The organism is Saccharothrix variisporea (genome assembly GCF_003634995.1).
Taxonomy (GTDB): Bacteria; Actinomycetota; Actinomycetes; order Mycobacteriales; family Pseudonocardiaceae; genus Actinosynnema; species Actinosynnema variisporeum.
This window is the reverse complement of the sequence record NZ_RBXR01000001.1, coordinates 8,693,086-8,717,315: the sequence shown is the minus strand read 5'-3', so window position 1 is coordinate 8,717,315 and position 24,230 is coordinate 8,693,086. Positions and strand designations below refer to the sequence as shown.

Here is a 24,230-nt window from a genome sequence, read left to right as displayed (position 1 = left end):
GGTTGCGGACTGTAACGGACGCGAAACTTTTCGAAAAGGGGGTTCGCCGGCAATTTTCGTAAATGCCCGCCTCGACGCACGTCGGCTCCGCCGAATGCATGCTGCCACACAGCCGAACGGCAGAGAAACGGCGTGAACACCCGAGTTCGGTTCACATACGTGAAGATCGCCGCAGCTGAACGGCCCTCCGAGCACCAACGTTCACACGGCCATCCGGCCGCCGCACGCAGCGGCGGGTTCACACCCGCGAACCGTTGCGCCCGCCAGCCAACCCCCTTCCGACCAAACAGCCCACGCGTCACTCCGCTTTTCGGTGCAATCCACTGCGCTTCACCCTCGAATCGAGAAAAGTTTCCAGAAAGTTGCGCACAACCCGAATGGCGCAACATCGGAGTCGATGGCGCTACGGAAAGTGACCAGCACACGCACGAGAAGCTTTCCGCGCTCGGCCGCAGCGGCAGGCCAGGCCCGCGAAGCACCACGCAGCGTGGAAAATCGAGGCTCGCTCGCCCATTGTTCGTCATTCGACGAATCTTTGCTCGACCGATCGGCGTTGATTACTGTCCCGACCTCACTGGGAGCGCTCCCAGGTCAGCCCCGGCAACGATGCTGCGAGGACCCTTCATGCGATCGAGGATTCTGGTGCGCGGCGGATCAGCCGTCGCGGCACTGACGCTCTGCACGAGCGCGCTGGTACTGGTCGGCAACCAGGCCAGCGCCGCCGCCGGTTGTTCGGTGGACTACCAAACCAACCAGTGGGACACCGGCTTCACCGCCAACGTCACGGTGAACAACCTGGGTGACGCGATCTCCAACGGCTGGACCCTGGAGTGGGACTTCAGCGGCAACCAGCAGATCACGAACCACTGGAACAGCACGATCACCCAGTCCGGCCGGCACGTCACGGCCAAGAACCCCGACTGGGCCAAGGGCCTGGCGACCGGCGGGTCGCACAGCCTGGGCTTCCAGGCCTCCTACTCCGGCACGAACGACAAGCCCACGAGCTTCAAGCTCAACGGCACGGCCTGCACGGGCGGCCCGGTCCAGACGACGACCAGCACCAGCACCAGCACCACCACGACCAGCACCAGTACCACGACCACCACGACCACGCAGGACCCCGGAAACCCCGACGGGCACGTGGCCAACCCGTACGTCGGAGCCGCCGGCTACCTCAACCCGGACTACGTCGCCCAGGTCGACGCCCTCGCCACCAGCACGGGTGGCACGCTCGGCACGGCGATGCGCAAGGTGGCGCAGAACTCGACGGCGGTGTGGATGGACCGCATCGGCGCGATCACGGCGGGTCGGGGCCTGCGCGGTCACCTGGACGAGGCGCTGCGGCAGCAGGCCGCGGCCGGGCGGCCCGTCGTGTTCCAGGTCGTCGTCTACGACCTGCCCAACCGCGACTGCGCGGCGCTGGCCTCCAACGGCGAACTCCAGGTCAGCCAGAACGGCCTGGCCCGCTACAAGGCCGAGTACGTCGACCCGATCGCCGCGATCCTGGGTGACCCGAAGTACCGCGACCTGCGCATCGTGGCGATCATCGAGCCCGACTCGTTGCCGAACCTGATCACCAACGCCGCCAAGCCCAAGTGCGCCGAGGCGAAGTCCAGCGGTGCGTACGTGCAGGGCGTCCAGTACGCGCTGAACAAGCTGAGCGCCATCCCGAACGTCTACAACTACCTCGACATCGCGCACTCCGGCTGGCTGGGCTGGGACAGCAACCTCGTGCCGGCCGTGCAGCTCTACACCGACGTGGTCCGGGGCACGACGAAGGGCTTCACCAGCGTCGACGGCTTCGTCTCCAACACCGCGAACTACACGCCGGTCGACGAGCCGAACCTGCCCGACCCGACGCAGACCGTCGGCGGCCAGCCGCTGAAGTCCGCGAAGTTCTACCAGTGGAACCCGTACTTCGACGAGGCCGACTTCGGTGCCGAGCTGCACCGGCGGTTCGTGGCGGCGGGCTTCCCGTCGAGCATCGGCATGCTGATCGACACCTCGCGCAACGGCTGGGGCGGTGCGAACCGGCCCACCGGTGCCACCGGGTCCACTGTGGACGAGTACGTGAACTCCGGGCGCATCGACCGCCGCCTGCACCGCGGCAACTGGTGCAACCAGACCGGCGCGGGCATCGGCGCGCGTCCGCAGGCCGCCCCGAGGCCGAACTTCGACGCCTACGTCTGGATCAAGCCGCCGGGTGAGTCGGACGGCATCGCCACCAAGACCGACGGCCCGAACGAGGAGGGCAAGCAGCACGACCCGATGTGCGACCCCGCCTTCCGCGGCGACGAGCAGGCCAACGGCGGCAACCTCACCGGCGCCATGCCGGGCGCACCGCACGCGGGCGTCTGGTTCCCGGCCCAGTTCAAGTCCCTCGTCGAGAACGCCTACCCGGCGCTGTAAGGGGCACGTCGCATGCGCAACAAAGCTGTTGCGAGCGGCGTGGTCGCGGCGACACTCCTCGCGGGTGTCGCCGCCCTCGCCGCCGGAGGCAACGCCCAGGCTGCTCCGTCAGCGTTCTACGTGGACCCGGACACCAGCGCGGCCAAGTGGGTCGCGGCCAACCCCGGTGACCCCAAGGCGCCGGTCATCCGCGAACGGCTCGCGGCCACGCCGCAGGCCAGGTGGTTCACCACCACCAACACCGGCACCGTGCGCGGCGAGGTCGACGCCTTCGTCGGCGCCGCGGCCGCCGCGGGCAAGATCCCGATCCTGGTCGTCTACGACATCCCCAACCGCGACTGCGGCGGGCCGAGCGGCGGCGGCGCTCCGTCGCACGAGGCCTACCGGGCCTGGATCGACCAGGTCTCGGCGGGCATCGCGGGACGTCCGGCGGCGGTCGTGCTGGAGCCGGACGTGCTGCCGCTGATGTCCAACTGCCAGTCGGCCGACCAGCAGAACCAGACCAGGGCGTCGATCGCCTACGCGGGCAAGAAGCTCAAGTCGGGCTCGGCGCAGACCAAGGTGTACTTCGACATCGGCCACTCCGCGTGGTTGTCGCCGGGTGAGGCCGCAGCGCGGTTGCGCGCGGCCGACATCACCAACAGCGCCGACGGCATCTCGACCAACGTGTCCAACTACCGGTTCACCGGTGACGAGGTGTCCTACGCGAAGTCGGTGCTGAACGCCGTGGGCGACTCCCGGCTGAAGGCCGTGATCGACACCAGCCGCAACGGCAACGGCCCGGCGGGCAGCGAGTGGTGCGACCCGGCCGGCCGGGCGATCGGCACGCCGAGCACCGACCAGACCGGGGACGGCCAGATCGCCGCGTTCCTGTGGGTCAAGCCGCCGGGTGAGGCCGACGGGTGCATCGCGCAGGCGGGCCAGTTCGTCCCGCAACGCGCGTACGACCTGGCCGTCGCCGGCAACTGGACGTCGGAGCCGACGACAACAACAACCAGCAGCACCACCACAACCGCGACAACGACAACGACCACCACGACCACGCAGGGCCCTGGAACCTGCAAGGTCACGCACAAGGTGGTCAACTCCTGGTCGACTGGCTACACCGGCGAGATCGTCATCGAGAACCGCGGAGCGTCCATCGACGGCTGGACGCTCACGTTCTCCGCACCGGGAGTGACCGTCACCCAGGGCTGGAACGGGACGTGGACGGACACCGGCGACATCGTGCGAGTCCAGAGCGAGTCCTGGAACGGCAAACTCGCGACAGGCGGTACCGCGACCATCGGGTACAACGCGAGCTACAACGGCGGTACCCCACCGTTCGGTTCTCCGGCCTTGAACGGAACGGGTTGCGCGTGAGCCGCGACCGCTCGACGGCCGGTGCGCGAACTGGTGCCGGCGAGGCCTTTCGGCCCCGCCGGCACCGTTCCTGCCCGCGTCGCGTCACCAGGACGAGATGGAGAAGCTGTTCGTGCCGAAGTTGAGGCCTCCGCTCGACGACGTGATCTCGTACCCGAACTGCACCTCGCCGAGCGTGACGTCGCCGTACCAGCCGCGGTTCTTGATCCAGTTCATCACGGCCTTGATGTCGACCGTGCCGGCGTTGGTGTTGCCGCGGCGGATGAACGAGAAGACCTCGTTGTAGCCGTTGGTGCCGCGGTAGACGTCCCAGCTGTGCCCGCCGACCGACGTGGTGGTCTGGTAGGACCCGATCGGCCCCACCGGGCCGAACTTGTTCATCCACAGCATGATCTCGTACCGGTAGTTGTCAGCCCAGATGTCGTACGTGGTCGTGTACGCACCTCCCGCAGGAGGGTTCACGTTGAAGCTGCTGCTCACCCCGCCGATCGAGCTGAGCCTCCGGTTCACGGCCTTCGCCGCGTGCGGGTAGGACTTCACCCCGCCGGTGTTGGGGTGATCGGCCCACACGCCCCAGTTGCTGTACGAGTTGGCCCACAGCGTCTGAGGACCCGCACCGCTGCCCCAGATGTTGTTGCGCAGCGTGTAACCACCGTTCGACCAGGTTCCCCATTGGTCGGAGGTCCACCAGGTCGCCGCCTGGGCGCTTCCCGAACCGAGCAGCCCCATCAAGAACGCGACTGCCGCCGCGATCAGCGCGCGCCGTATCCCGCTCATCGCACACCCTTCCGAACACCTTTGATCGGACAAGAGCTCCGAAGTAATCGAAGCGGTTCACCTGCAGCCGGGAACGTAGGCCTCGAATGCGTCGAAAACAAGGCCGCCGCCGTTTCGACTCTTGTTCGAGTGAGCCCGGGACCGAGCGGCGCGAGTCGCCGCCGGACTTCCCGTCCGACAGGGCTTGTGAGACCAGGGTGTGAACTATAACATCCGATGTGTTACAGGCTTCACCTTCGGTGCTCAGCGGTAAGCCAGGATGATCCACAGGCAGATGAGCAAGTCATCCGATCTTTTGCCTGCGGTCGGTGCCACCTGACCAAGAGACCCGGTTACGATGAAGTGTTCAGCGGGATTCGATGGCGCATTCGACGAAATCGCTCCACCAAGAAAACCGAACCTGTGTCGAAGTGCGGTCGATGCGACGGCATCGAAACGCGCCTGAACGTCAGTTCTGGGACGGCTCATCGTGTCGCGGTGAGGGTGATGGGAGTGTCGATGACGACATCGGAATGTCTCGCCGCGGCTTTCTGGCGGCAACGGGTGTCGCGGCGGTCGCGACCGTGGCGCCCGGCTTCGCGGGGTACTCGCCGCGCGCCTTCGCGGCGGACCCGCAGACCAACCTGGCGAAACGGAACAGCGACGACCGTCGGGTCGCCACTCCACCCCGGGCGGGTGGAGTGGCGCCACGTCTACGACGCGCTCGGGTGTCGGGTTGCCGCACAGCGACTCGGTCCGGACGGGCGGATGGGTGTTGCTCAGCTACGCAGGGTCCATCTCTGGTTCTGCCCTCCGTTGCAGGTCCAGAGGATCAGTTTGGTGCCGTTTGCGGTGCCGTTGGCGGTGGCGTCGAGGCAGAGTCCGGACTGCACGCCGGTGATGGTGCCGTTGGTGTTGATGTTCCACTGCTGGTTGGATTGGCCGTTGCAGTCCCAGATGACGACCTGTGTGCCGTTGGTGGTTCCTCGGCCGCTGGCGTCGAGGCACTTGTTGCCGTACACCTGCAACTGTTTGCCGGAAGTGGCAGTCCACCGCTGGTTGGGCTGGCCGCCGCAGTCCCACAGTTGCACCTGTGTGCCGTTGGTCGTGCTCGCGCCGGGCACGTCCACGCATCGGCCGGATTGACCACCGACGATCATGCTGCCCTGCGGTCCGGGGCTCGTGTCGTCCAGGCCGGCGCCGTCGAAGGGCACCACGATGACTTTGCTGCCGTGCTGGCCGTTGCCGAGGTCGTTTTCCTTTTCCACGTCGATCGCTGCGAACGTCATGGCGACGGCGTGGCCGTTCTCGATGTAGACACCGGGGCGTTCGAGCTTGGTCCAGTTGTTCACGGTGCCGTCTGTGTAGCGGATGAAGCCGGCGGTGGGGTCGTAGGCGATACCCGGCTGGAGCGTCCAGTTGGTGACGCCGTCGCTGGAGGTGTAGTGGTAGGCCTTCTTCGCGCGCCAGTTGTTGAAGATCACGTGGTAGGTGTGTCCTGTGTAGAACAGGAGCGGGTCTGCCATGTCCTGGTTGGGACTACCGGCGATCTGGTCGAACAGCCGCGGGGTGAGCACCGTGTAGGGGCCGGTGACGTTGTCTGCTGTGGCGAGCTGGAAGTTCGAGGTGATCGCCTCGTACTTGCCATCGGGCCGCAGGATGATCCGGAGGTTGTCCTGGGTGCGGAAGCTGCTGGAGTACGGGCCCGATGCGACCACGACGTCGCCGCGTGCGGTCCAGGGGCCGTCCAGGGACGGGGACGTGAAGACCTTGCCGGGGCTGGTTCCGCTGATCGTGACGGCGTAGGACCCGTCCTTGAGCTGCAAGGGAGACACGTTGTGCCCCTTGCCCCCGTCGACGCTCGGCCACGTCAACCCCTGGTCGGTGTAGGGCCCGTACAAGGTGGGCTCGTGGCGTGGATGGCGTGGGAGTCCCATAACCATCCGTTGTGGCCGTCACGCTTACCGACCGTCGCCGCCCCCACGCACTCGACGACAACGAGCCAACGATCGGAGTCGCCCGGAAATAATCCATGTACTGCGTCCCAGCCGCGGCGGCTGTCGGCGGCGTCACCAGCGCCGCCGCCGTCATCACGGTAAGCGCCAGACAACTCGCCTTTGTGAAACCTTCCAACGTAGGACCTCTCGGTCCGTCATGGGCTTGCAGTTGCCGTCGCGGGCTGACGCTTCCACAGAAAGCCAGCAGGTCGCACCCGCGCCCCGGTCCGCCGCAACGCCACCGCTCCCGCCGGCAGGTCCACCGCAACGCCACCGCGGTTCGGGGCACGGCAAGCGCTTCCCGATTCCCACGCCCGCCCGCCACCCGCTCCGCTACGTTGTCCGACAGGAGGCGTACTCAGTGCGAGAGGACGGCCCGATGGACGCGAACCAGGCGATTTCCGCGGTCCTGGCGGAGATCCGATCCAGCGGCGAGCCCTACCCGACGAGGAACCTGGTGGTCGATCGCTTCTGGGGTGGCTGGTGCGTCTACGCGCCGGAGATGGTGGCCGACAACGACGAGGACGAGTCGATGACCCGGACGATCTTCCTGGTCGACGGGTACGGGAGCGTCCGCGAGGTGTCCTCCACCGAACCGGCGGAGGACGCGCGGTCGCACTTCGCCGAGGCGTGCCTGTGGTTCGCGGGCAGCGGCGTGCCCGACGACTGGCAGACCGACCCGAGCATTCCCTCGCACCCCGACTTCGACCGGTTCGCCACACCGCGCCCACCCCGTGCCACCACGGTCTTCGACCAGCAGGCCCTCGCCGCGTTCGCCGAGGCGCTGAGCCACGAGCGCGACTTCGCCGGCTGGCTGTCGGGCCGCCTGCGGGAGCTGGGTGAGCTGCTGGGCGGCCCTGGCCTCCTCGTCGCCCGGCGCCCGAACGCACCGGCGGCCGAGCGCGTGCGGGCGTTGGCGGCGCCGGAGGGCGACGGCCGCCCGGCCGAGGTGTGGCGGACGTGGCCGCCGGTCGAGCCGGAGACGCTGCCCGACGTCGACACCGACGGCTGGCTGCTGGTCCCGGGCGACGTGGCGTACGAAGCGATGGCGGAGCTGGGATCGGAGACGGACGCCGCGACGCGCCTGTCCGCCGCCATCGTCGACCACCTCCAACGGGCTCCCGGGTGGCGGGCCTGTCGGGTCGCGGACCTCGCCCCGCGGTTCGTCGCGGTGCGCCGGGACGAGCGGTTCGCCGCCGATCTCGCCGCGGTGCGCCGGCACGCCGCCGAGTCCCAGGAGGAGCAGTACGTCGACCGCTTGTTCCTCCCACCGGCGCCGGGCGACGTCGACGTCCTGCTGCGCCTCGCGATCGACGCCCAACAGCGCGGGCGGCCGGTGATCGACGTCGGTGCGGCGGCCACGTCCGCCTACCGCCGGGTGCTCGACCGCATCGACCTGCCGTTCGAGGTCGACTGGTTCGACCTGATGTCCGAGTGACTCACACCGGGTGACTCACACCGGCTCGACGGGCGGGTCGTCGCCGGTGGCGATCTCCCGCTGGGTCCAGGCGACGTCGTGCCACGCGCCGTTCTTCCAGCCGATGCGCCGGTAGACCCCGACCGGTTCGAAGCCCAGGGCGCGGTGCAGGCCGACGCTGGCGTCGTTCGGCAGCGTCATGCCCGCGGCGGCCGTCCGGTAGCCGCGCGCCGCGAGGCGTTCGAACAGCGCCTCGTACAGGGCGCGACCGCCGCCGGTGCGCCGGAGGCCCGGCTCCAGGTAGACGCTGACCTCGCACGACCAGCGGTACGCCTCGCGTGCCTTGAACGGGCCGCCGTAGGCGTAGCCGACCACGCGGCCGTCGTCGTCCTCCAGCACGACCCAGGCGTGGGTGCGCAACGCGTTCGCGATCCGTCCGGCCATCTCCGTCGGTGTCGGTGGCACGCATTCGAACGTGATGGCCGTTCCGGTGACGTACGGCGCGTAGATGGCCGCGCAGGCCCCGGCGTCGAGCTCCGACGCGTCTCTCACCTTCATGGTCGACGATAGTAGCCGGAACTGCCGCTATAGTGACAAGGGTGACGGACACGCTGACGCAGTCCCTGGCGGTCACGCTGCGCGAGGCGCGCACGTCCCGCGACCTCTCGGTCAACGCGCTGGCCGAGCGGTCCGGGGTGTCCCGGGCGATGATCACCAAGATCGAACGCGGCGAGGCCCAGCCGACCGCCGCGCTGCTCGGCCGCCTGACCGCGGCGATGAGCATGACGCTGTCCGAACTGGTCGCGCGGGCCGAGGGCGGCGACCGCCGACTGGTCCGCGCGGCCGAGCAGCCGACCTGGACCGACCCGGGAACGGGCTACCGGCGGCGGGCGGTCTCACCGGCGGCGGGCGGCCCGCTGGAGCTGGTGGAGGTCGAACTGCCGCCCGGCGCGGTGGTGTCGTACCTGGCGGACTCGTTCGCGTTCAAGCACCAGCAACTGTGGGTGCTGTCCGGGCACCTGCGCTTCCGCGAAGGCGACACGGACCACGAACTCGACGCCGGCGACTGCCTGCAACTCGGCCCACCCGCGCCGTGCTCGTTCATCAACCCGACCGACGAACCGTGCCGCTACCTGGTCGCGCTGGTCAAGCGCTGGACGTGACCGCGCTGCGTCGAGGCGACGGCCGGCGGTGCCGGGCCGGTGGTCGCGTGCACGCGGCCACCGGCTCGGGTCGTGGGTCCTCAGTCCTCCAGCGTCGCCGCCAGCGCCGAACGGCGCAGTTTGCCGATGCCGGTCTTCGGTACCTGGTCCGCCGTCACGGCGACCACCCGGCGCACGGGCACGGACATCCGCTGCGACACGTGGTCGACGATGTGCCACGCGTCGGCGTCCGAGCCGGTGCCGGAGCGCGGGACGTAGAAGATCACCAGGTCGCCGTTCACCGGGCACGCCACCGTGTAGGACGGGGCGACGAACGGCAGTTCCTCCACCACCGCCTCGATCTCGTGGCCGAAGTAGCCGACGCCGTCGATCTCGACCACGTCGTCCACGCGGCCGGTGACGGTGAGGACGCCGTCGCGCAGGAAGGCCAGGTCGCCGGTCTTGAACCAGCCGTCCGCCGAGAACGACCGCGCGTTCTGCTCGGGGTTGTTGTAGTAGCCCGGCGTGATCGGCAGGCCGGTCGCCTGGAGCCGGCCCTCCACGCCCTCGGGCACCACCTCGCCCGCCTCGTCGACCACCCGCAGCGACAGGCCGGGGTGCGGGACGCCCACCGGGATGAACCGGGTGTCCTCGTCCATCCCCGCCGGGTAGACGCAGTCCACCACGCCCGCGGTCGTCTCCGACATGCCCCAGCCCGGGTGCATGGCGGTGGACGGCAGGCCGAACGGGGCCAGCAGACTCAGGAACCGGTTGGCCACGCGCGGCTTGATCGGCTCGCCGCCGTTCATGATGTAGCGCAGCCTGCTGAGGTCCCAGGACTTGCCGGCGATCCGGTCGGCGCGGTCGACGACGAGCCCGAACGCGAAGTTGGGTGCCCACGTCGTGTCGCAGCGGTGCGCGCTGATGACGTCCAGCCAGCGCAACGGGTCCTGGAGCACCCATGAGATCGGGGCGTGCACCTGGTGGCAGCCCAGGTAGGTGTCCCGGGCGTGGAACATGACCAGCCCGCCGACGTGGTCCAGCGGCATCCAGTTGAACGTGCGGTTCGCCGACGTCAGGCCGCGCACCGCCGCCGTCGCGGCGGACCGGCTGACGATGTTGCGGTGGGTCAGCGTGACGGCCTTGGGCAGGCCCGTGCTCCCGGAGGTGAGCAGCAGCACGGCCGGGGAGTCGGGGTCGGGCCGGTGGAACCGCGTCGCCGGTTCGCTCGCGCGCAGGGAGTCGACGTCGCCCAGGTAGGAGGTGGGGAACGCGCGGTCGGCGAGCACCCACGCCCCGTCCAGCATGCCCCACACCCCCGCGAGGAGTCCCGCGGCGTCGTAGGCGCTGTTGGGTGGCGGGGACGTGGTGACCGGGACGGGCACGAACCCGCCCAGGACGCACGCCCAGAACGCGGCCAGCAGGTCGGGCGCGCGTTCGACCTGCATCACCACCTTGTCGCCGGGGTGCACGCCCGCGGCGCGCAGTCCGGTGAGGACGCGGGCGGCGTCGGCGAGCAGGTCCTGGTAGGACCACGTCTCCTCGCCGTCCGGTCCGATGTGGACGATGCCGCCGGTGCCGGCGGTCGCGGCGCGCCGCAGCACCTCGACGAGGTCGCGGCTCGTGGGCTCGGGCAGCGGGCCGCCGTCGACGATCGACAGGGCTTGGAGCGTCTGCGTCATCGGGGTTCCTCCGGTGTCGTCGTCCGTTGTGCCGGTACCGGCGGGTTGAACCTGGAGTAGCGGGGCGCCGACCAGCGCAGCGGGCTCGCGCCGTCGATCTGCACCACCCGTTCGACGTGGAAGTCGACCACCCGCTGCGCCCCGGGCAGCGCGGCGGCACGTCGCGCCCGCCAGTCGACGCCGCAGCGCCCGGTCACCTGGAGCGTCGAGCCGGTGGCCCAGTCGAGGAACACCAGTCCCGCCTTGGGGTTGAGTTCGATGTTGCCCAGCGTCATGAAGAAGGAGTTGCCGGGGTAGTCGGGCCAGCTCAGCCGGTCCGGCGCGGACGCGGTGACGAAGCCGGGCAGACCGCCCCGGTGCGAGGCGTCCGCGCCGTCGGCGGGCGACCTGCTGCCGATGAAGAACGTGTCGGCCGACTCGACCCACGCCCGTTGCGCCGGGGTGAGCGCGGCGCCGACGCGGGCCGGCCCCGGCGGGTCGGCCACGACGGCGGTGACGTCGCGGACCTGGAGGTACTTGGGGCAGTTGCCCAGGACCTGCTCGGTGCGCACGACCAGTCGGTCCCCGTCGCGCGTGGCCTTGCCGTTGACCCGGACCCGCCGCGCGGTCTCCGGCGACATCACGACCACCCCGATGTCGCGCGGTTCGCGGAACGCCTCGGCCAGCGGGTCGCCGTCCGGCGGGACGGCGTGCAGGACGACGGTCCGCTCGTCCACCGCGTCGACGAACCCCGGCGGGCCGCTCAGCACCGTGCACCACACGCGCTCGTCGGCGTCCTCACCGCTGATCGCGACGAGGCGCTGCGCGGCCATGAACGCCCGGAAACCCGGCGGGATGTCGCCGTCGAACATCGGCGAGCCCCAGTGCGGACCGCCTTCGCCGGCTTTTCTCTGCATTTCCTGTTCACCTGCGTGCGGCATGCGCGCGATCCTGTTCTCGACAATTGCCGGCGCGGTTCACGCCGCACCGGCGAGGAGCAGGTTCCGGAGTTCGCTGGGGGTGACGCCGTATTGCCCGCGGAATTGCCGGCTGAAGTGCGAGGCGTTGAGCAACCCCCAGCGCTCGCCGATCGTCGCCACCGAGAGGTGGCGTTTCGCGGGATTGCGCAGGTCGTCGTGGCAGCGCGCGAGGCGTTCGGCCCGGATCCAGCGCGCCGGGCTCGTGCCGCGCTCGGCGAACAGCTGCTGCAAGCGCCGGATCGACATGTGGTGGGCCCGCGCGACCGCCCGCGGGGTCAGGTCGACCTCGTCGAGGTGCTCGAGGCAGTAGCGCATGACCTCCTCCAGCAGCGCCTCGCGCGAGGCGGCGGAGTCGTGGACCTCGGCGTCCCGGTGTTGCCTGATCAGCATCGCCAGCAGGTTGACGAAACTGGCCCCGATCAGTCCGGCGATGTCGTCGTCCAGGTCGCCGGCGTACTGCCCGAAGCCCGCCAGCGTCTCGCCCACGACCTTGACCAGGCCCGGTTCGCGCGACCACGGCAGCGCCGTCACGCGGGCGGTGTCGGCCGCCCGCACCCGCAGCGCCGAGTGCGGCACGCGGATCGCGACGATCGCGGACTTCTCCGGCACGGTGAGGCCGAAGCGACGGCTGCTGTCGAGGCACACGAGACCCTGGCGGGGCACCTCGGCCCGGCGGCCGTCCTGCGTCAGCACGACGGAACCCGACACCACCAGCAGGAAGTGCACGTGGCCGTGGGCGGGCGACGGCTTCGCGGTGAGCGTGTGGGGACCCGCCCGGAGCACGGTGAGGGACGCGGTGCCCAACGTCCCGCGGCGCAGGCCACCGAGGCGGGAACACCCTTCGCCGACGTTCACGCGGACCGTGGTGCCGAAATGGTCGCGCCACGCTTGGGACAATTCTTCGGTGGCGACGACGAGTGTCGCGGAATTTCTCTGGAAAGTGGCCTCGAAAGGCTTGCGTAACGCGGGCTGCGATTCCTTCACCATCTTTTGGCCTCCCCAGGAAGGACGTCGATGATCAGGCGTCGCCGTACCGTACCGGCGACGTGTGAATATCGGCAACAGCTCGGTTCGGGTGTGCGGTGGACACTCGGTCGGACGGAACGCGGTGGCGTGCGGTGAAACGGTTTGGCCGAACTCGGTGGCGCCGCCGCGACCGCGCGGCTCCGGTCGGGTGAACCGGTGCCCGACTCGCGAGACGCGGTGCGGTGGCCGGACGGGTGCCGCACGGCCCGGCACGTGCGCCGGCGCGCGGGGTCGCGCTCGTCATGTCGGCCACACGTCCATCGCCACGTCGACGATGGCGTGCAGCCCGGGGCGGTCGCGACCGTCCCGGGCCTGGATCGACAGTCCGTACAGGACCGAGTGGTAGAACGCCGCGAGGGAGCGGGGGTCGGCGTGGCCGGGCAGCTCGCCCTCGGCCACGGCGCGGGTCAGGCGGGCGGACAGCGCGGCCTCGTCGCGCCTGCGCAGCTCGGAGGCGAACTCCTGCACGGCCGCGTTGCCGGCCGTGGCGTTCGTCGCCGCGAGCACCACCATGCAGCCGCTGGGCAGCGACCGGTCGGTGAAGCGGTCCGCGCTCTGGCGCAGCATGGTCTCCACCGCCTGGCGGGCCGTGTCGCTGGTGGCCAGGGCCCGGCGGGCGATCGCGCCCTCGTGCTCGCCGTAGTAGGCCACGGCCTCGCGGAACAGCGACTGCTTGTCGCCGAACGCGGCGTAGAGGCTGGACTGGCTGATGCCCATGCTGCCCGCCAGCTCCGTGGTCGACACCGACTCGTAGCCGCGCGCCCAGAACGCCAACATCGCCGTGCGCAACGCGTGGTCGCGGTCGAAGGACCGCGGTCTGCCTCGGGTCGCCATGACGTGCTCCGTTCCACTCGCTTGACCTGGGATCTTAGTCCGGCGTAATTTATGGACAGGTCACTACAGAAAGGATACGCCGTGAGAGCGACCCACCGCTACCCACGCGCGCCGGCCCCCGCCGCGTGCGCGAATGGGACAGCGACCGTGCGCTCCGGTCGAGCCGCCGGCCCGCGCGGCCCGCTAGCGTCGAGGCGTCGTCCCCCGGACGGCACGACCACCTCGAAGTGACGAGTCCCCGCGCCGGCGCGGTCGCCGCCGGTCGACCCGGGTCGATCCAGGAGACACCGTGCACCGTGAACTCCGCCTCGCCATGCGCAACTTCGCCACCGGCGTCTGCATCGCGTCGACCTTCCGGGACGGCCCGGACGGTCGCGAGCACGACGCGGTGACGGTCAACTCACTGCTGTCCCTGTCACTCCAACCGCCGCTGGTGGCCCTGTCGCTGCACCGGGACTCGGGCTTCCTGCGGGACCTGCTGGCCTCGGGAGTGTGGTCGGTGTCCATATTGGACATCGGAGCGGACGACGTCGCCCGCACCTTCGCCCGGGGCCGCGCCGAGCGCGCCCACGCGATCGACACGTTGTCGACCTCCGTCGGCACGCGGACGGGCACGCTCGTCGTCGACGCGCCCAGCTGGATGGAGTGCGAACTGCGACGGCACATCGAAGTCGGTGACCACGTGATGGTCGTCGGCGAAGTGGTCGCCGTGGGCTTGCAGGAGCGCCGTCCACCACTGATCTTCCTGCACGGCCGGTACCAGACCCTCGGTGAAGTCCGCTGACCAAGCGCCGGAAACGTCGGCACCCAGCACCAGTGACCCAAGGAGAAGGCTGTCATGACCAGCTTGGACGTCCGCGCCCCCGAAGCCGTCCGCGACGAGGGGCCGACCACCGCCGACGAGATCTTCGCCCGGGCCAGGGCAGCGGTGCCGCTGTTACGAGCGCGGTCGGAGGAGATCGAGCGGAACCGGCACCTGCCCGCCGACGTCGTCGAGCTGCTGCGCTCCACGGGCGTGTTCCGGATGGCCCTCGCGGCCGAGCGCGGCGGCCCGGAACTGACCTCCGCCCAGCAGACCGAGGTCATCGAGATCCTGTCCTACGGCGACACCTCGGCCGGCTGGTGCGCCATGATCGGCATGGACACCCCGCTGTACTCGGCGTTCCTGAGCGAGGACGCCGTCGCGGAGATGTTCCCGCACAAGGACATGATCACCGCCGGCCTGATCTTCCCCTCCGGGCGCGCCGAGCGGGTGCCGGGCGGCTACCGGCTGAGCGGGCGCTGGCAGTTCGGCAGCGGCATCACCCACGCGGACTGGGTGTCGGCCGGCAGCTTCGTCACCCACGGCGGCGAGCTGGAGACCGGACCCGACGGCAAGCCGGTGTGGCGCCTGATGCTCGTGCCGCCGGAGCAGGTCCGCACGATCGACACCTGGCACACCACCGGGCTGCGCGGCAGCGGCAGCCGCGACTACGAGATCACCGACGTGTTCGTGCCGGAGTCGCACTCGTTCAGCTTCGGCACCCCGTTGAGCCGCACCGGGCCGCTGGCCGCGCCGGAAGCGTTCGTGCGCAACATGCCCGGGGTGCCGCTGGGCCTGGCGCGGGCCGCGCTGGACTACGTGCGGGAGCACGCGATCGAGCGCGTGAACCGGCAGACCGGTGAGCGCTGGGCGGACAACTACCGCGTCCAGCTCACGCTCGGCGAGGCGGAGATGGACTTCCAGGCCGCCCGCCACGCGGTCTACGGCAGCCTGAACCAGCAGTGGGCGCTGCTCGAATCCGGCAAGACCCTCGACGACTTCACCAAGGACGAGCGCATCGGCACGATGCTGCCGCGCGTCAACGCCTTCCGGGCCGCCCGCCGCATCGTCACGAAGCTCTACGACCTGCTCGCCACCACCTCCATCTACCAACCGTCCCCGATGGACCGGTGGCTGCGCGACATCACCACCATGTGCCAGCACGTCGTCGTGCAGGACCTGATCGTCCAGTCGGCCGGAGCGCACCTGCTCGGCGGCACCCCGCTGTTCCCGTTCGCCCTGGGGATCGTGGACTGAGCAAGACCGGGCGGTCGCGCCGGTGCGGCTTCCTCCACCGCACCGGCGCGACCGCCGCCCCCACCCACGCGGTCGGGACACCCGATCCGGTGTGGATCGCTCGTGGTCCACCCGTTACGAGGAGAATCCCAACATGTCTGGTAGGAGTGACACCAAGACCCACCGCGGGTCCGCGACGGTCGCGCCACCGGAGAAGGAGATGCCCGGCTGGGGCTTCCGGATCTGGGCGATGCTGATCGTCGTGTGCGGCGCGTTCATGCTCGACGCGCTCGACAACATCATGGTCGGCATCGCGACCCCGCCGATCCAGGCCGAGTTCGGCATGTCCAACAACACCCTGCAGTGGGTCGTCAGCGCCTACGTGCTCGGCTTCGGCGGCTTCCTGCTGCTCGGGGGTCGCGCGGCGGACCTGGCGGGACGCCGCCGCGTCTTCCTCGTCGGCGTCACCGTGTTCGCGGTCGGGTCGCTGCTGGGCGGCCTCGGCGACACGAGCGTCATGGTGATCGCGGGCCGGTTCATCATGGGCGTCGGCGCGGCCTTCACCGCCCCCTCCGCGCTGTCGATCATCATCACGTCCTTCCCCGCCGGCGCGCAGCGCAACCGCGCGCTGGGCATCTACACCGCGTGCGGCGCGGTCGGGTACTCGACCGGCGTCATCGTCGGCGGCCTGCTGACCGAGCTGGGCTGGCGCTGGACGTTCCTGCTGCCGGTGCCGATCGTGGTCGTGGTGTTCCTGGGCGGCCTGTTCCTGGTGCCCAAGGACCCGGCGCCCGTGCGCGGGCGCAAGTACGACGTCGCGGGCGCGGTCACGATCACCGCCGCCATGCTGCTGCTGGTGTTCGCGATCGTGGAGGCTCCGGCCTCGGGCCTGCTCGCCCCGCGCACCGCGGGCGCGTTCGTCGCCGCGATCGTCCTCATCGGACTGTTCGTCGCGATCGAGCGCCGGGCGGCGGAGCCGCTGCTGCGCCTGGCCCTGCTGCGCGTGCCGTCGCTGGTGGGAGCGAGCCTCGTCGCCGCCGCCATCCTCGGCACCTACATGAGCTTCCAGTTCATCGGCGGCCTCTACCTCCAGTCCTACCTGGGGTGGTCGCCGCTGCAGATGGGCCTGGCGTTCCTCCCCGTCGGCCTGCTGATCATGACCATCGCGCCCCGCGCGGGCAAGCTGATCGGGCGGTTCGGCCTGCACGGCATGATCTTCGCGGGCTTCGTCGCCTACACCCTGTCCTACGCGCTGTTCCTGCGCATCGACGAGACCGCCTCCTACTGGTGGGTGGTGTTCCCGAGCGTGGCGTTGATCGGCATCGCGTTCCCGTTCTCCTTCCCGGCGGCCAACGTCCTGGCGACCTCGCGGGTCGCCGACGACGAGCAGGGCGTCGCGGCGGGCATCCTGCAGACCGGCTACCAGGTCGGCGCGGCGATCGTGCTGGCGGTCATCGCGGCCATCTCGACGCTGGACGCGAGCGGGCGCACCGACCGCGCCGCGCAGTTGGAGAGCTACCACACCTCGCTCTACGTCGTGCTCGGCATCTCGGTGCTGACCACGGTGCTGACGCTCGTCCCGGTCCTGCGCGCCGCCGCGCGCAAGCGGACCCAACCGGTTCCCGCGGCCGGCTGACGCGCCGGCGATCGCGTGCGGTGGTCCGCCCTCCCGGGCCACCGCACGCGCTGTGCTGAGGATGACCGACCGTCCCCGAAAGGTTGCCGCGATGGCATTCGAGTTCCCCGGCGACATCTACGAGACCATCCGAGCGAGCATGCGCGACCTGGCGGCCGAGACCGACTACCTCGCGGGCCTGCTGCCCGCGGGCGGTCGGGTCCTGGACCTGGGCTCGGGCGCGGGCACCACGCTGCACGCCCTGGCCGAGCGCGGCTTCCAGGGGGTGGGTGTGGACCGCAGCGCCACCTTCACCGACTACGCCAAGGGCCGGGCGAGCACCGCCGAGCGCTACGTCCACGCCACGTTCGCCGAGTTCGACACCGACGAGACCTTCGACCTGGTGACCTGCCTGTTCGCCACGGTCAACATGGTCGACCCGGTCGAGCTGCCCGCCCTGCTGGCCAAGGTCCGCCGCCTGCTCAACCCGGGCGGGCGGCTGGTGCTGGAGGCGGCGCACCTGCTCAACTTCGTCGACGGCTTCCAGCCCGCGCAGGTCACCCACCACGTCGCCGGCGACGGCTCCGTGGTGACCCGGCTGGCCCGGATCTCCGTGCGCCCGCACGACGCGGTGTGGCGCAACGACGAGACGCTCGTCGTCGGGGTGTCGGGCGGTCCGGCCACGCTGCACCACAACTTCTTCGACCAGTGGGTGGTCACCGCGCCCGAGCTGCGCAACCTGCTCGCCGCCGCGGGCTTCCGCGTCACGGCCGAGCACGGGTCGTTCCGGTCGACGCCGGCCACCGGGCGCGGCCCGCTGATCCAGGTCGCGGAGGCCGTGTCCTGAAACAGCACCCGCACGGCGAACCGGCCGGGCCCGCGATCGCCCGGCCGGTTCCCGGTGTCCGGGCGGGGAGGTCCCCGGTCGACCACGCCGGTCTCGCTGCCGTCGCGAGAGGACCGGCGGCTCGTGGTGGTCGACCGGGGCCGTCCGCGCGCCCGGAGCCCTCAGCGGCGGGCGCGCACCGCGTCGAGCAGTTCCGCGCGCCCCTGGCAGCCGCGCACCAGCAGCTCGGTCACCCGGTCCAGCGCGCGTCGGTCGCCCCTCTCGGCGACCTCCGCCAGCGCGATCGCCACCCAGCTCAGGCTCGTGGCCACCTCGACCAGTTCCCGCGCGACGTGCCGGGCGTTGTCGCCCAGGACCTGCCTCCACAACTCGGGGTCGCCCGCCGCGATCCGCGTCGTGTCGAGGGCACCCCGGCCCGTCAGCGCGAGCACGTCCGGCCCCGCGCCGCGCAGCGCCGCCGCCAGCGCGCTGGCGACCACGTGCGGCACGTGCGACACGAGGGCCACGGCGCGGTCGTGCTCGTCGGCGTCCATCTCCAACGGCGCGGCCCCGCACAGCGCGACCAGTTCGCGGACGGTGTCCAGCGCCGCCGCCGCGGTCCCCTGCCCCGGGCACAGCACCCACGCCGCCCCGCGGAACAACGCCTCGTCGGCCGCGTCCGGGCCGGACCTCTCGGCGCCGGCCATGGGGTGGCCCGGCACGAAGTCGGGCGCCCCGCCGGCGCGGCGCACCACCTCGCCCTTGGTGCTCGCCACATCGGTGTAGAACGCGGCGAGCCGGCGCTCGCGCGCGTCCCGCAGGACCTCGGGCACCGCGCGGGGCGGCACCGCCAGCACCGCCAGGTCCGCGGGCGACCCGCCCTCGGAGAGGGGCGTGCCGGCGCCTCGTGCGACGGCGGCGGCCAGCGCCCGCTCGTCCCGGTCCTCCAGCGCGACGCGGACCCCGGCGGAGCGGGCGGCCAGCGCGATCGAGGTTCCGATCAGGCCGGTCCCCACCACCGCCAGGGTCCGGATCCGGGACGGCGTCACCGAGGGCCCGCTGCGACGAGGTCGGGCCGCAGAGCGGCGGCACCACCCAGGTACACGTGCCGCACCCGCCGGGCGGGGTCGGGGACGACGACGTGCGCCATCGCCCGCACCACCCTCGGCAGACCGCCGGGCACGGCGATCTCGGTCGCGCACATCACCGGCACCCCGTCCAGGGGGCCGTTGCGCGCCGCGGTCGCCGGGTACGCGCTGACCAGGTCCGGCGTCACGGTGAACAGCACGCTGATCACCTCGTCGCGGGCCAACCCGTTCTCCGCCAACATCGCCTCGACCAGGGCGACCGTGCCCTCGGCGATCGCGTCGGGGTCGTCGAGGTCCACCTGGACCGCCCCGCGCACCGCGCGAACCACGCCCGTCATCGGCTGTCCACCTCCGTGCGACTCACTCATCCAACAACTCCGGGTGGGCGGCGGTGATCTCCTCGTACAGCAACTGGAAGCTGAACCAGCCGAGCTGCCGGTCCCCGAACCCGTCCTTGGCCGCCATCGCCTGCTCGTGGTTCATCGACCGCGGCGTGCCCGCCGCCGCCGCGAGCAGCTGCACCTGCGCGCAGCTGTCGTAGGTGAAGAACCAGTGCACGGCCTCCTCGATGGAGCCGCCCACCGTGATCAGCCCGTGGTGGCGCAGCAGGATCGCGCGCCGGTCGCCGAGCTTCTCCGCGATGTCCTGGCCCTGTTCGATCGCGATGGAGGGACCCCGGTAGTCGTCGTAGAGCACTTGGTCCTGGTAGAAGGCGGCCGACTCCTGGTCCAGCGGCTCCAGCAGGCGCCCCAGCGCGCCCAGCGCCCGGGAGTGCGCGGTGTGGGCGTGGGCGGCGGCCTCGGCGGCCGGGTTGAGCTCGTGGATCTTCGAGTGGATGACGAACGCGCTCGGGTTCACGGGGTACGCGCCCTCGACGACCGTGCCGGTCGAGTCGACCAGGATCAGGTCCTTGACCCGCACGAGGTTGAAGGAGACGCCGAACGGGTTGACCCAGAACCGGTCGTGGTGCTCGGGGTCGCGCACGGAGATGTGCCCGGAGATGCCCTCGCCGAACCCGTACTGCCCGAACAGCCGCAGCGCCGCGGCCAGCCGCTGCTTGCGGTGACGGCGTTCCTCCTCGACCGAGCGCTGCTCGCGGTCGGGCATCGGCAGGCCGGTCCGGGTGTCGGCGAGGTAGCCGGGGGTCCGGTCTTCCACGGTGGTCATGGTCGGTTCTCCTCACGTCGGTGTACGCCGCGGCGGGCGTCAGATCAACTGGAGGCGGTCGTCGTCGGAGCGGTCGGCGGGGACGAGCGCCGGCGTCGTCCAGCGGGCGCGCACGGACTCGACGATGTCGACGGCGCGGTCGACCAGCGACTGCACGCCGAAGGTGAAGAACAGGCTGCCGCGCGCCGGGTCGCCCAGGGCGTGCAGGCGCGGGTCGGCGACCCCGCCCGTGACCAGCTCGCTGGTGGCGCGCAGCACGCGCACGCCACCGCGCGGGTGCGGTTCGGCCAGGCCCGCGGCGGCCAGGGACTCCAGCAGCGGCGTGGCCGCGCCGGATCGCCGGTGCAGTCGCGCGTTCACCGCGTTGACCACGACCTGCGCCGTGGACTCCACCCCGTCGGCGGTCACGGTGAAACCGCCGCCGGGACGCGCCCGCACGTCGGTCACCCCGCGCACGAACTCGACCCGGCCCGCCTCGGCCAGCGCCAGCAGCCGGGCGGCGCTGGCGGGCGGCATGGGGCAGCACAGGCTCATCACGGTCCGGTCGTGCTCGGCCATCAGCCACGTCCGCGCCGCCTCGTCGAGCAGGGGCCACACGTCGGGGCCCGCGTCCGGGACGGCCTGCTGGAGCACCCGCAGCGCGATGCTCGGGGAGTCGACTTCGGCCAGCCCGCGCCGCAGCCGCTCGACCGGGTCCTCCCGGGTCATGGCGGCGATCTCCGCGCGCACCGGGGTGAGGTCCTCGCCGACCGAGTTCAGCTCGGTCTCCATCAGCGCCACCACCTCGGGCAGCGTCACCGTCCCGCCCGTGGCCGCGATGCGCCGGAAGTGGGCGGGGGTGAAGTGCCGCAGCCGGTGGTGCACGGGCCGCTGGCGCACGCCCGGCAGCACGCCGCGCCGGGAGACCAGGCGGATGCGGCCCTCGTGGCCGAGGTGGTCCAGCCCGAGGACCACGTCCACCGCGGTCAGGCCGGAACCGATGACCACCACGTCGGCGTCCGGGGCCACGCGGGCCAGGGCGCTCGCGGTCGGGTAGGGCTCCGCGACGAAACCCGCGGTCCCCGCGAGCCCGAACACGTCGACCGGCGTGCCCGCGCCGAAGCACAGGACGGCGTGGTCCACGGTGACGGCGTCCCCCGCCGAAGTCCCCAGGACCAACTCGTCCGGCCCCGACTCCTCCGCCCGGACCACGTGGTCCCGCACGATCCGCACGCCCCACCCGGCGGCCACCAAGGAGCGCAGCGCCGCGCGCGCGGACTGCTCCAGGTAGTCGCCGAACACCGCGCGCGGCACGAACGTGGCGCCGCTGTGCGGGTCCCGGTGTGCTCCCGCGCTGGAGGTGAGCAGTGTCCGGCTCACCAACCAGTCGGCGAAGTGGGCCGTGTCGCCCGCTCGGACCGACATGTCCTCGGGCACGGCGTTGACCCGCACCACCGGGAGGTCCGGCTGGTACGGCCGACCACGCCACAGGTGGCCGGACGGCTCGAACACGACGACCTCGCCCGGTGGCACGCCACCGTCCCGCGCCAAGGCGTCGAGCAGGCACACCGCCGACGCGCCCCCACCGACCACCGCGATTCTGGGAACTGATGACATGGCGCACCCCGATATCCCTCCGCCGCGACCGGGCCGCATTCCGCGCCGGTGGCGTCGTGAATGAATTCGGCGCCCACCGTAGCCGCGCGCGGTCGGACCCGGCTCGTGTTTGCGCGCGCGCCGCGTTGCGGATGAGCGCAACGACCGTCGTCGCCGAATGGGACGATCGGCGTATTCCGTTTTCTCGAAGCGCTGTTACGGTTGCCGCGGGGAAGCTTGTCGCTCGAAGTCGGCACACACACCGTGACGGAGCATTGCGATGATCCTGGAAAGCGATGTGCGGTCCGACGCTGCCTCGCGTCGCGCAGCCGGGCCGCCGGCACCGCCCGGACCGGGGCGTCCGACCCGGGGCTCCACCCGATCCCTGGGACCGGTGCTGGCGTCCGTGTCGGCGTGGGACGCCGATCCGCTGGGCGTCCCGGTCCTCGATGCCCTCGACGGCCGCCTGGGCATCGCGCTGTGCCTGTCCGGTGCGGTGGCGGTGAGCCAGGACGGTGCGGACACCGTCCTGCGCGAGGGGCAGCTGACCTGCGTCGACGGGACCAGGCCGCACCGGCTCGCGGCGCTGGTGCCGTCGGTGGTGGTCGTCGTGGGCGCGGAGCACCAGCGGGTCGGCCTGCCGCCCGAGGGCACCCGCGGGATGACCGCCGCGGCCTGGTCCGGCGAGACCGGCGTGCACGGGCTGCTGGCCGACACGGTCGGCGGCCTGGCGGCCGACCTGGACCGGCTGGGCGACACCGAGGGCAACGCCCTGGGCTTGATGATCCTCGACCTGATCGGCTGCCTGCTGGCCGAGCAGCTGCGGAAGCGGGCGGTCGAACCCGCCGCCGGCCGGCGGTTGCTGACCCTGAAGATCCTCTGCCACGTGCGGAGCAAGCTCGGCGACGCCAACCTCATGCCCGAGCACATCGCCCGGCACTTCGGCATTTCGCTGCGGTACCTGCAGGTCCTGTTCGCCGAGCTGGGCACGAGCCCCGCCCGGTGGATCCGGGACGAGCGGCTGAGCCGGCTGCGCGACGACCTGGCCGACCCGGGACTGGACCACCTGCCGGTCAGCGTCCTGGGGGAGAAGTGCGGGATCCCCGGCGCGTCGCAGGTCAGCAGGCTGTTCCGCGCCGCCTACGGGCTCACGCCCAGCGAGTACCGGCGTGCGCGGGAGGCGATTCGCGAATCCGCCGGCGGGCCTGCGCCCGGTGCGCACGCCGGATCGGCGACGCCGGTTAATGTCGGCGACCGGGTGAAATGTGGGCCCGAGTCCCGATGAGGAGTCCTCGCGTGGTCATCGTCATGCAGCCGAACGCGTCCGAGCACGAATTGCAGGGAGTCGTCGAATTCATCTCCGGTGGCAACGCCGAGGCATTCGTGAGCCACGGCGTGAACCGCACCGTCATCGGCATCGTGGGAGATGTGGAGCAATTCGACGAGCACCACCTGCGCAGTCTGCCGGGAGTCGCCGACGTCGTGCGCATCTCCGCGAAGTACAAATTGGTCAGCCGCGAGCACCACCCCCACCGCTCGACCGTGCGCGTCGGCGGCGTTCCCATCGGGCCCGGCACCGTGACGCTCATCGCCGGCCCGTGCGCGGTGGAGACCTTCGACCAGACGCTGGAGGCGGCCAAGATGGCCCGCGACGCCGGCGCGACGCTGCTGCGAGGTGGCGCGTACAAGCCGCGCACCTCGCCGTACGCCTTCCAGGGGCTGGGGCCGCTGGGGCTGCGCATCCTGGCCGAGGTGCGCGAGGCGACCGGCCTGCCGGTGGTCACCGAGGTCGTCAGCCCCGCGGACGTGGACACCGTCGCCGAGCACGCCGACATGATCCAGATCGGCACCCGGAACATGCAGAACTTCGCGCTGCTGCAAGCGGTCGGCGCTGTCGGCAAGCCGGTGATGCTCAAGCGCGGCATGAACGCGACGATCGAGGAGTGGCTGATGGCCGCGGAGTACATCGCCCAGCGCGGCAACCTCGACATCGTGTTGTGCGAACGGGGCATCCGCACGTTCGAGACGCAGACGCGCAACACCCTGGACGTCTCGGCGGTGCCGGTCGCCCAGCAGCTGTCGCACCTGCCCGTGATCATCGACCCGTCGCACTCCGGCGGTCGCCGCGACCTGGTGCTGCCGCTGGCCAGGGCCGCCATCGCGGTCGGCGCGGACGGCATCATCGTCGACGTGCACGGCGCCCCCGACACGGCGTTGTGCGACGGCCCGCAGGCGCTGGTGCACGCCGACATCCCCCTGTTGGCCACGGCGGTCGCAGACTTCGCCGCCGCGACCGGCCGCGAGGTCGCCAGGGTCGACCGGGTCGCGGTCTGACGG

Annotated in this window: 21 protein-coding genes; 10 read left to right on the top strand and 11 right to left on the bottom strand. The window is 71.2% G+C overall.

What is annotated here, in order from left to right; all coding sequences use genetic code 11:
* Positions 1-624 precede the first annotated feature (624 nt).
* Both DFJ66_RS39390 and DFJ66_RS39385 read left to right on the top strand, forming a co-directional pair.
* The gene (locus tag DFJ66_RS39390) at positions 625-2,409 is read left to right on the top strand and encodes a glycoside hydrolase family 6 protein (protein ID WP_121229514.1); all 1,785 of its coding nucleotides are present in this window, start codon (positions 625-627) and stop codon (positions 2,407-2,409) included.
* A 12-nt stretch (positions 2,410-2,421) separates the two neighbouring features.
* On the top strand, positions 2,422-3,771 hold the full coding sequence (locus DFJ66_RS39385) for a glycoside hydrolase family 6 protein (RefSeq protein ID WP_121229512.1): 1,350 nt from the start codon (positions 2,422-2,424) through the stop codon (positions 3,769-3,771).
* 84 nt (positions 3,772-3,855) lie between these two features.
* Here the strand turns inward: DFJ66_RS39385 and DFJ66_RS39380 are convergent, their stop codons facing one another.
* Positions 3,856-4,548, bottom strand: coding sequence for a glycoside hydrolase family 12 protein (locus DFJ66_RS39380; RefSeq protein ID WP_121229510.1), 693 nt, complete (start codon positions 4,546-4,548; stop codon positions 3,856-3,858).
* Positions 4,549-5,306: 758 nt separating this feature from the next.
* A complete protein-coding gene (locus DFJ66_RS39375) occupies positions 5,307-6,353 on the bottom strand; it encodes a ricin-type beta-trefoil lectin domain protein (RefSeq protein WP_246030102.1) in 1,047 nt (348 codons plus the stop codon).
* Between the two features lie 550 nt (positions 6,354-6,903).
* Here DFJ66_RS39375 and DFJ66_RS39370 point away from each other — a divergent pair.
* On the top strand, positions 6,904-7,962 hold the full coding sequence (locus DFJ66_RS39370) for a hypothetical protein (RefSeq protein ID WP_121229506.1): 1,059 nt from the start codon (positions 6,904-6,906) through the stop codon (positions 7,960-7,962).
* Positions 7,963-7,977: 15 nt separating this feature from the next.
* Here the strand turns inward: DFJ66_RS39370 and DFJ66_RS39365 are convergent, their stop codons facing one another.
* Positions 7,978-8,499, bottom strand: coding sequence for a GNAT family N-acetyltransferase (locus tag DFJ66_RS39365; protein WP_121229504.1), 522 nt, complete (start codon positions 8,497-8,499; stop codon positions 7,978-7,980).
* 41 nt (positions 8,500-8,540) lie between these two features.
* Between DFJ66_RS39365 and DFJ66_RS39360 the strand changes: the two genes are divergently transcribed.
* A complete protein-coding gene (locus DFJ66_RS39360) occupies positions 8,541-9,104 on the top strand; it encodes a helix-turn-helix domain-containing protein (RefSeq protein ID WP_121229502.1) in 564 nt (187 codons plus the stop codon).
* 80 nt (positions 9,105-9,184) lie between these two features.
* On the opposite strand, the gene DFJ66_RS39355 is transcribed toward DFJ66_RS39360, so the two are convergent.
* The 4 genes from DFJ66_RS39355 to DFJ66_RS39340 all read right to left on the bottom strand — a co-directional run bounded on the left by DFJ66_RS39355 (position 9,185) and on the right by DFJ66_RS39340 (position 13,584).
* The gene (locus DFJ66_RS39355) at positions 9,185-10,765 is read right to left on the bottom strand and encodes an AMP-binding protein (RefSeq protein WP_121229500.1); all 1,581 of its coding nucleotides are present in this window, start codon (positions 10,763-10,765) and stop codon (positions 9,185-9,187) included.
* Positions 10,762-11,661 (bottom strand): pyridoxamine 5'-phosphate oxidase family protein, encoded by a 900-nt coding sequence (locus DFJ66_RS39350; RefSeq protein WP_211351467.1) that lies wholly within the window; start codon positions 11,659-11,661, stop codon positions 10,762-10,764. The genes DFJ66_RS39355 and DFJ66_RS39350 overlap by 4 nt, the downstream gene beginning before the upstream one ends.
* A gap of 60 nt (positions 11,662-11,721) precedes the next feature.
* Positions 11,722-12,711, bottom strand: a complete 990-nt coding sequence (locus DFJ66_RS39345) for a helix-turn-helix domain-containing protein (RefSeq protein WP_121229495.1) — start codon at positions 12,709-12,711, stop codon at positions 11,722-11,724.
* 279 nt (positions 12,712-12,990) lie between these two features.
* Positions 12,991-13,584 (bottom strand): TetR/AcrR family transcriptional regulator, encoded by a 594-nt coding sequence (locus tag DFJ66_RS39340; protein WP_121229493.1) that lies wholly within the window; start codon positions 13,582-13,584, stop codon positions 12,991-12,993.
* A 289-nt stretch (positions 13,585-13,873) separates the two neighbouring features.
* Here DFJ66_RS39340 and DFJ66_RS39335 point away from each other — a divergent pair, with 289 nt between their 5' ends.
* From DFJ66_RS39335 to DFJ66_RS39320, 4 genes are all read left to right on the top strand, one after another.
* A complete protein-coding gene (locus tag DFJ66_RS39335) occupies positions 13,874-14,368 on the top strand; it encodes a flavin reductase family protein (protein WP_121229491.1) in 495 nt (164 codons plus the stop codon).
* Positions 14,369-14,422: 54 nt separating this feature from the next.
* Positions 14,423-15,643, top strand: a complete 1,221-nt coding sequence (locus DFJ66_RS39330; protein ID WP_121229489.1) for an acyl-CoA dehydrogenase family protein — start codon at positions 14,423-14,425, stop codon at positions 15,641-15,643.
* A 133-nt stretch (positions 15,644-15,776) separates the two neighbouring features.
* Positions 15,777-17,258, top strand: coding sequence for an MFS transporter (locus tag DFJ66_RS39325; protein WP_246030101.1), 1,482 nt, complete (start codon positions 15,777-15,779; stop codon positions 17,256-17,258).
* Positions 17,259-17,349: 91 nt separating this feature from the next.
* A complete protein-coding gene (locus tag DFJ66_RS39320; protein WP_170199998.1) occupies positions 17,350-18,084 on the top strand; it encodes a class I SAM-dependent methyltransferase in 735 nt (244 codons plus the stop codon).
* A gap of 161 nt (positions 18,085-18,245) precedes the next feature.
* On the opposite strand, the gene DFJ66_RS39315 is transcribed toward DFJ66_RS39320, so the two are convergent.
* From DFJ66_RS39315 to DFJ66_RS39300, 4 genes are read right to left on the bottom strand one after another with little or no spacing between them, the layout of a single operon-like run.
* Complete coding sequence (locus DFJ66_RS39315; protein ID WP_121229483.1) at positions 18,246-19,112, bottom strand: prephenate dehydrogenase; 867 nt, start codon at positions 19,110-19,112, stop codon at positions 18,246-18,248.
* On the bottom strand, positions 19,109-19,489 hold the full coding sequence (gene aroH / locus DFJ66_RS39310) for a chorismate mutase (RefSeq protein ID WP_121229481.1): 381 nt from the start codon (positions 19,487-19,489) through the stop codon (positions 19,109-19,111). The genes DFJ66_RS39315 and aroH overlap by 4 nt, the downstream gene beginning before the upstream one ends.
* A 22-nt stretch (positions 19,490-19,511) precedes the next feature.
* The gene (locus DFJ66_RS39305; RefSeq protein ID WP_246030100.1) at positions 19,512-20,318 is read right to left on the bottom strand and encodes a class II aldolase/adducin family protein; all 807 of its coding nucleotides are present in this window, start codon (positions 20,316-20,318) and stop codon (positions 19,512-19,514) included.
* Between the two features lie 39 nt (positions 20,319-20,357).
* On the bottom strand, positions 20,358-21,914 hold the full coding sequence (locus DFJ66_RS39300) for an FAD/NAD(P)-binding protein (protein ID WP_170199996.1): 1,557 nt from the start codon (positions 21,912-21,914) through the stop codon (positions 20,358-20,360).
* Between the two features lie 373 nt (positions 21,915-22,287).
* Between DFJ66_RS39300 and DFJ66_RS39295 the strand changes: the two genes are divergently transcribed.
* Together DFJ66_RS39295 and aroF are read left to right on the top strand one after the other, a co-directional pair.
* Complete coding sequence (locus tag DFJ66_RS39295) at positions 22,288-23,178, top strand: helix-turn-helix domain-containing protein (RefSeq protein WP_170199994.1); 891 nt, start codon at positions 22,288-22,290, stop codon at positions 23,176-23,178.
* Positions 23,179-23,189: 11 nt separating this feature from the next.
* Positions 23,190-24,227 carry a 3-deoxy-7-phosphoheptulonate synthase gene (gene aroF, locus DFJ66_RS39290; protein WP_121229476.1) on the top strand — a complete coding sequence of 346 codons (1,038 nt, stop codon included), beginning with the start codon at positions 23,190-23,192 and terminating at the stop codon, positions 24,225-24,227.
* Positions 24,228-24,230 lie beyond the last annotated feature (3 nt).